Here is a 6,275-nt window from a genome sequence, read left to right on the forward strand (position 1 = left end):
CGCGCCGCCTCCGCCGCCGCGTCCACATCGGTGCCGAGCGCCTCGGCGAGTTCCTGCCGGGTGTCGCCGGCGGCGGCCGGGCCGGTCAGCGCGAGGAGCAGCCAGGCGCCGAGCGGGGAGGCGACGTGGTGGGCGGCGCCGGCGGCGCGGTGCAGCCGCTCGGCGTAGCGAGCGAGGGGTTCGTGGAGTGGGTTCACCGGTCCACTGTGCCGGTTGGGCGCCGGTCCGTCACCCCCGCCGGCCCGTCAGGACCACAGCTCGAACGGCTCGTCGATCTCCTCGCCGGCCAGGAACGCCGGCAGCAACTCGGGCAGCCGCCCCGGATAGCAGCGCGGCCGATCCGCGACGATCTCCGCGACCGGCCACCAGCGGAAACCGAAGTAGTCCTCCACCTCGTAGTCGAGCCGGTGCGCCTCGTCCACGTCCGGGCCCGGCCCGGGCAACCGCACCGGCACCACCACCTCGTCCTGCAGGTGCCGCAGCTGACGGTGGATGAAGCTGGCCCGGCGCCGCCAGGTCGGCGCCCCCACGGCAGCCGGCTCGACCACGATCCCGGTCTCCTCGCGCAGCTCCCGCACCGCCGCCGCCCGGTACGTCTCACCGGGGTCGAGCCCGCCGCCGGGCAGCTCCCACCAGATGCCGAGGCGGGGGTGCTCCGGATCCCGGGTGTGGAACAGCAGCACCCGGTCGGTCGCGTCGAGCACCACCAGCCGGACCGCGCGGCGCTCGATCACCGGCAGGTCGCGGGGCAGTTCGGGGTGCACGGTTCCTCCCGGCGGGTCGATGGCCGTCGGCCGGCGCTGCGATGATGACGATCATGTCGCAGCTCTTCGGCGAGGTGGCCGGCGAATACGATGAGGCCCGACCAGGCTATCCGGCGGAGATCGTCGACGGCGCCCGCGCGTACCACGACGGGGTGGCGGTCGACGGCTTCGGCGGCACGGTCGTGCTGGACCTGCGGACCGCCCTGGTCGTGGCCCGCCGCCCGACCTGACCCCGGTCCGCGCCTGCCGCCCAGGCGGTCCCCGGCCGACCCAGGCCGCTCGCCAGGCCAGCCGCGCTCGCCGAGCCCAACTCGGCGACGGCGCGGCGTCAGCCTGCGTCCGGGCCGCCGGTCACCTCGGCATGGCGCAGCCGTACGGGGGTGCCCCGGCGCAGCGAGTTGGGGATCTCCGCGATCGCGTCCACCCGGGACACCAGCTCGCGCAGCCGCTCGTCGGGCGCGTCCCCGGCCACCCGTACGTCGTAGTCGATCTCGGTGGAGACGGCCGGGTCGCCGGCGAAGTCGCCGTGCACCGTCACCTCGACCCGGTGCAGGACGATGTTCAACGCCCGCGCCTCGCGGAACAGGTCGTTGGAGACGCACCCCGCGACGGCCAGGTAGAGCAGCTGCCCGCCGTTGAAGCCGATCCCGTCCCCGCCGCCGTCGGCCGGCCGGTCCACCACCAGCGTGAACGGCCCCGCCGAACCAATCGCCGCCGGGCGCCCCGGCAGGCTGCGGGTGCTCACCTCCATGGTCATCCCCACCACCTCCGGGCCGAGTGAATCACCCGGAGCCGGTGCGGGGACTCCCCGGTTCAGTCCGAACCGGCGTCGACCACCCGGGCGAGTCCGGTCCGCAAGGGGTTTGCGACCACCGACTTTCGTTCCTGATCCACACCGCGCGCCGGGCATCGCCGGACGGTAGGCTGCCGGCCGTGGCAGGTCTGTTGAAGAGTGTGGCGTCCCGGCTCGGCCGGATCACCGGCGGCGCGTCCGCGCCGGCCCGCACCCCGGGGCCGATCCCGGCGCAGGTGGCCCGGCGCCGCCAGGTGACCGCGCTGCAACGGCGCGAGCTGGCGTACGCCCCGGAGCTGGACGGCCAGGCCGACCCGGGCGAGATCGTCTGGACCTGGGTTCCGTACGAGGACGACCCCCGGCAGGGCAAGGACCGGCCGGTGCTGGTGGTCGGCCGGCAGAGCCGGACCCTGTTCGGGCTGATGCTGTCCAGCCAGAGCGACCGGGACGGGCAGCGGCACTGGCTGGCGCTCGGCCCGGGGGAGTGGGACCGCGACCAGCGCCCGAGCTGGGTACGCCTCGACCGGGTGCTGACCATGCGGGAGGACAGCATCCGCCGCGAGGGCGCAGTGCTGGACCGGCCCCGGTTCGACCGGGTGGGCCAGGCGCTGCGCGCCGGCTACGGCTGGCGGTAACGGTCAGCTCGCCGGTCACCGGAGTGGCATGGTGGGCCGGTGACGAGCGAGATGGCGACCGGCGTGGATGAGCGGCTCGCCGGGTGGGTGGCGGCCGATTTCGGCCTGACCATCGTCTCCGCCGTGCCCGACGGGTATGGCGCGGACGCCAGCGCCGAGCTGTGGCGCGCCACCACCGCCGACGGTGGCGAGTACGCGGTCAAGCTGAGCGGGGGCGGCACCCCGGCCGGGTTGGTGGTGACGGCCCAGCTCGCCCGGCAGGGCGTACCGGGCATCGTCGCCCCCCGGGTCTCCCGCGCGGGCGAGGTGAGCACCGTCCACGAGGGACGTCGGCTGTCGGTGGTGCCGTGGGCCTCCGACGAGCGGGCCCTCGCCGGTGGGATGCGTCCCGCTCACTGGCGGGCGTACGGCGAGGTGCTGGCCGCGACCCACGCGGTCGCCGTGACCGACGAACTGGCCGGGCTGCCCCGGGAGGACCACACCCACGCGCTGGTCGGCGCGGCGACACGGGAGATGGACCGCCGGTTGCGGTTGGTGGACGACCGCACGGCCGACCGGTGGACCCATGCGGTGGCGGGCCGCTGGCGGGAGGCGGCCGACGACCTGGCCACCCTGCTGGACCGGGTGGACCGGCTGGGCGCGGAGTTGCGCGCCCGCCCGGCCGACCTGGTGGTCTGCCACGGCGATCCGCACCTGGGCAACCTGCTGCTCGGCCCGGAGGGTCAGGTCTGGTTGATCGACTGGGACGACGCGGTGCTCGCGCCCCGCGAACGGGACCTGATGTTCGTCCTCGGCGGGGTGCTCGCGTTCGCGCCGGTGACCTCGGCGGAGCAGGCTGCCTTCTTCGAGGGGTACGGTCCGGCGGAGCCGGATCCGGTCCGGCTGGCCTACCACCTCGGGGTGCGTGCGCTCGACGACATCTCAAGCTGGGCCGGTGATGTGGCGGACACCGAGCGGTCCGAGGCCGACCGGGTGCGCGCGCTGCGGATCGTGGCGGGGCTGCTGTCGCCCGTCGGGCTGGTCAGCCTCGCCCGCCAGGCGCTCCGCGACCTCGGCCGCTGGGACGGCTGAGCGGGGCTTCGCCCGCCCCCACGGGCGCTGCGCTCAGCACTCGGCCATGAGTTCCCGGGCGGCCCGGGCCGCGCCGACGCTCTTCGCCTGGTACATCGCCGCGTCCGCCCGGCAGAGCGCGTCGGTCAGCTGGGTGGGCCCGTAGACCGGGGCGAGCCCGACGGAGGCGGTCACCCGTACGGTGCGGGTGCCGAGCGGGATCGGCGCCGCGACCGCCTCGTAGAGCCGGCGGCTGGCGTGCTCGAGCCACCGCCGGTCCACCGTCGGGCTGGCCAGCAGCCCGGCGAACTCGTCACCGCCGAGCCGGGCCACCAGGTTGTCCCCGGCGAAGGCGGTGAGCCGCTGGGCCACGCTGACCAGCACCTGGTCGCCGGCGGCGTGCCCGTAGCGGTCGTTGACCTGCTTGAAGCCGTCGAGGTCGAGCACGATCGCGACCAGCGGCTTGCCGGCGGCGTCGGTGAGCAGGGCCGCGGCCAGCCGGAAGAAGGCCCGGCGGTTCGGCAGGCCGGTCAGCGGGTCGTGGCTGGCCGCGTGCCGTTCGGCTTCCAGTTCGGCCTGGAGCAGCTCGAGTTCCGCCTCTGCGCGCAGCGCCCGGCGGCGCAGTTGCCAGGCGGAGACCAGGGCGCCGGCGGCGGAGATACCGGAGGCGACGGTCATCGGGTCCGGCACGCGCCCTCCTCACCGCAGACTCGCCTTACCGGCGACCGTTTTCGCTGTTCGCAACCCGGAGCGGGGTCACCCAAAGTGAACACCTGGGTACACCACACTTCGGGTTATCATGCTCGCTGTCCAATGCAGATGCAATAGCAGATGCACGTGCATCTCGTCCTCAGTCGACAGATCCCTTCTTGCCACCCACGCCTGTCCTCCCCGCGGCATCGGCTGGCTCTTGCACAGAAAGACGCCCCATGCAGCAGCCTCACAACGGCGTACCGACCAGCCAGCTGCCGCCGCTGCGCTGGCAGAAGAGCCGACGCAGCAACCCGAGCGGCAACTGCGTCGAGCTGGCCGAGCTTCCCGGCGGCGCCGGGATCGCCGTGCGCAACTCCCGGTACCCCGAGGGGCCGGCGCTGATCTACACAGTGGACGAGATCGCCGCGTTCGTGCTCGGCGCGCGCGACGGCGACTTCGACAACCTGATCGCCCGCCGCACGTCTCGCCAGCGGGACTGACTCGGCCGTCCGGGGGAGTTCACCTCACTGTCGGTCCATGGCATGCTTACACGTCGGCCGGGCTGGGGCGTCCGGTCGGGTATGTCGGCAGGCGAGGGACGAGCAGTGACGATGGTGCCCACCGAGGGGGGCCCGACCAGCGGGCCGACGGTGCTGCGCATGCTGCTCGGGGGGCAGCTGCGCCGGCTCCGGGAAGGTGCCGGGGTGACCCGGGAGAGCGCCGGCTGGGAGATCCGCTCCTCCGAATCCAAGATCAGTCGGATGGAGCTCGGCCGGGTCGGCTTCAAGGAACGCGACGTCGCCGACCTGCTCACCCTCTACGGGGTGATCGCGGCCGACGAGCGGGAGGCGCTGCTCAAGCTGGCGCGCGACGCGAACAGCCCCGGCTGGTGGCACCGGTACGGCGACGTGCTGCCCAGCTGGTTCCAGTCCTATCTGGGCCTGGAGGCGGCCGCCGCGCTGATCCGCACGTACGAGGTGCAGTTCGTGCCCGGCCTGCTGCAGACCGCCGACTACGCCCGGGCGGTGATCCTGCTCGGTCACCGGGGCGCGCCGGCCGAGGAGGTCGAGCGGCGGGTGAGCCTGCGGATGGAGCGCCAGGAGCTGCTGCGCCGCAGCAGTCCGCCCCAGCTCTGGGCGGTGCTCGACGAGGCCGCCCTGCGCCGGCCGATCGGTGGTCCCGCGGTGATGCGCGCGCAGCTCGACGCCCTGATCGAGGCCACCGCCGCGCCGCACGTCCAGCTTCAGATCGTCCCGTTCGCCGCCGGCGGCCACGCCGCGGCCAGCGGCGCGTTCAGCATCCTGCGGTTCGGCGACCAGGACCTGCCGGACATCGTCTACATCGAACAGCTGACCAGCGCCATCTACCTCGACAAGCGCGACGACCTGGACTATTACGCGCTGGCGATGGAGCGGCTCTGCGTCGAGGCCGCGCCGCCGGAGCGGACCTCCGAACTGCTCGCCCGGATCCGCGACGAGCTCTACCCGGCCTGACGCCGGCAACGCCTGCCATTGACCGTCGCCACCGGCTGCGGGTAGTCTCTGAATCGATCCAGTTCTGAATCGATCCAGAAGGGTGAGCCGGTGAAGCCGACCCTCCAGGACGTGGCCGACGCGGTGGGCGTCTCCCGGAGCACCGTGTCCAACGCCTACAGCCGGCCGGACCAGCTCTCCGCGGCGCTCCGGACGAAGATCCTCGACGCGGCGCGGCGGCTCGGCTACCCGGGCCCCAACCCGACCGCCCGCTCCCTGCGGCGCGGGTTCGTCGGGGCGATCGGTGTCCTGTTCACCTCGGAGCTGTCCTACGCCTTCACCGACCCGTTCGCGGTGCGGTTCCTCGCCGGGGTCGGCCGGACCGCGGAGCGACACGGCACCAGCCTGCTGCTGATGCCGTTGCCCGCCGACCGGGCCCGGGTCCGCAGCGTGGTCGAGAACGCGTCCGTGGACGGCTTCTGCGTCTACTGCGTCGGCGACGAGGAGTGGGTCCTGCAGGCCATCCGCGACCGGGGGCTGCCGTACGTCACCACCGCCCCGCGTGCCGACGCCGGCCCCGACGACCGGTACGTGGGCATCGACGAACGGGCCGCGGCCCGATCCGTCGCCGACCACGTCGCCGCGCTCGGCCACCGCCGGGTGGCCCTGCTCGGCGACTCCGTGCTGCCCGACGCGCCGCCCGGGCCGCTGCGCCTGGCCGGTCCCGGGGACGCGCCGCACCCCACCACGCGCGGCCGGCTCACCGGCTTCGCCGACGCCTTCGCCGCCGTCGGCGTGCCCTGGCCCGCGCTCACCGTGCTCAACGCCACCGCCAACAGCCGCGCCGCCGGGGCCGCCGCCGCGGCGG

Annotated in this window: 9 protein-coding genes and 1 pseudogene; 6 read left to right on the forward strand and 4 right to left on the reverse strand. The window is 74.3% G+C overall.

The window, feature by feature from the left end:
- Together ACWEVO_RS26810 and ACWEVO_RS26815 are read right to left on the reverse strand one after the other, a co-directional pair.
- A pseudogene (locus ACWEVO_RS26810) lies at positions 1 to 197 on the reverse strand (hypothetical protein); the annotation flags it as partial.
- A gap of 48 nt (positions 198 to 245) precedes the next feature.
- Positions 246 to 764: an NUDIX hydrolase gene (locus ACWEVO_RS26815; protein WP_452310276.1), complete on the reverse strand. Its 519-nt coding sequence runs from the start codon at positions 762 to 764 to the stop codon at positions 246 to 248.
- A 53-nt stretch (positions 765 to 817) separates the two neighbouring features.
- Here ACWEVO_RS26815 and ACWEVO_RS26820 point away from each other — a divergent pair, with 53 nt between their 5' ends.
- The gene (locus tag ACWEVO_RS26820) at positions 818 to 994 is read left to right on the forward strand and encodes a hypothetical protein (protein ID WP_452310277.1); all 177 of its coding nucleotides are present in this window, start codon (positions 818 to 820) and stop codon (positions 992 to 994) included.
- A 98-nt stretch (positions 995 to 1,092) separates the two neighbouring features.
- Here ACWEVO_RS26820 and ACWEVO_RS26825 read toward each other — a convergent pair whose 3' ends face one another.
- Complete coding sequence (locus ACWEVO_RS26825) at positions 1,093 to 1,521, reverse strand: OsmC family protein (protein ID WP_452310278.1); 429 nt, start codon at positions 1,519 to 1,521, stop codon at positions 1,093 to 1,095.
- Between the two features lie 176 nt (positions 1,522 to 1,697).
- On the opposite strand from ACWEVO_RS26825, the gene ACWEVO_RS26830 reads away from it, so the two are divergent.
- Positions 1,698 to 2,192, forward strand: a complete 495-nt coding sequence (locus tag ACWEVO_RS26830; protein ID WP_452310279.1) for a type II toxin-antitoxin system PemK/MazF family toxin — start codon at positions 1,698 to 1,700, stop codon at positions 2,190 to 2,192.
- Between the two features lie 39 nt (positions 2,193 to 2,231).
- Positions 2,232 to 3,263, forward strand: coding sequence for a phosphotransferase (locus ACWEVO_RS26835; protein WP_452310280.1), 1,032 nt, complete (start codon positions 2,232 to 2,234; stop codon positions 3,261 to 3,263).
- 33 nt (positions 3,264 to 3,296) lie between these two features.
- Here ACWEVO_RS26835 and ACWEVO_RS26840 read toward each other — a convergent pair whose 3' ends face one another.
- The gene (locus tag ACWEVO_RS26840) at positions 3,297 to 3,932 is read right to left on the reverse strand and encodes a GGDEF domain-containing protein (RefSeq protein ID WP_452310281.1); all 636 of its coding nucleotides are present in this window, start codon (positions 3,930 to 3,932) and stop codon (positions 3,297 to 3,299) included.
- 239 nt (positions 3,933 to 4,171) lie between these two features.
- Between ACWEVO_RS26840 and ACWEVO_RS26845 the strand changes: the two genes are divergently transcribed.
- The 3 genes from ACWEVO_RS26845 to ACWEVO_RS26855 form a co-directional block, all read left to right on the forward strand.
- On the forward strand, positions 4,172 to 4,435 hold the full coding sequence (locus tag ACWEVO_RS26845; protein WP_452310282.1) for a DUF397 domain-containing protein: 264 nt from the start codon (positions 4,172 to 4,174) through the stop codon (positions 4,433 to 4,435).
- 159 nt (positions 4,436 to 4,594) lie between these two features.
- Positions 4,595 to 5,428, forward strand: coding sequence for a helix-turn-helix domain-containing protein (locus ACWEVO_RS26850; RefSeq protein ID WP_452310284.1), 834 nt, complete (start codon positions 4,595 to 4,597; stop codon positions 5,426 to 5,428).
- A gap of 90 nt (positions 5,429 to 5,518) precedes the next feature.
- Positions 5,519 to 6,275, forward strand: a 757-nt coding sequence (locus ACWEVO_RS26855) for a LacI family DNA-binding transcriptional regulator (RefSeq protein ID WP_452310283.1), incomplete at its 3' end; no start/stop codon positions are given.

Source organism: Micromonospora sp. NPDC003776 (genome assembly GCF_053605645.1).

Bases quoted from the DNA above. Each gene is read 5' to 3' on its own strand.
- ACWEVO_RS26845 (WP_452310282.1), top strand. From the start codon at position 4,172: ATGCAGCAGCCTCACAACGGCGTACCGACCAGCCAGCTGCCGCCGCTG.
- ACWEVO_RS26850 (WP_452310284.1), top strand. From the start codon at position 4,595: ATGCTGCTCGGGGGGCAGCTGCGCCGGCTCCGGGAAGGTGCCGGGGTG.
- ACWEVO_RS26825 (WP_452310278.1), bottom strand. From the start codon at position 1,521: ATGACCATGGAGGTGAGCACCCGCAGCCTGCCGGGGCGCCCGGCGGCG.
- ACWEVO_RS26820 (WP_452310277.1), top strand. From the start codon at position 818: ATGTCGCAGCTCTTCGGCGAGGTGGCCGGCGAATACGATGAGGCCCGA.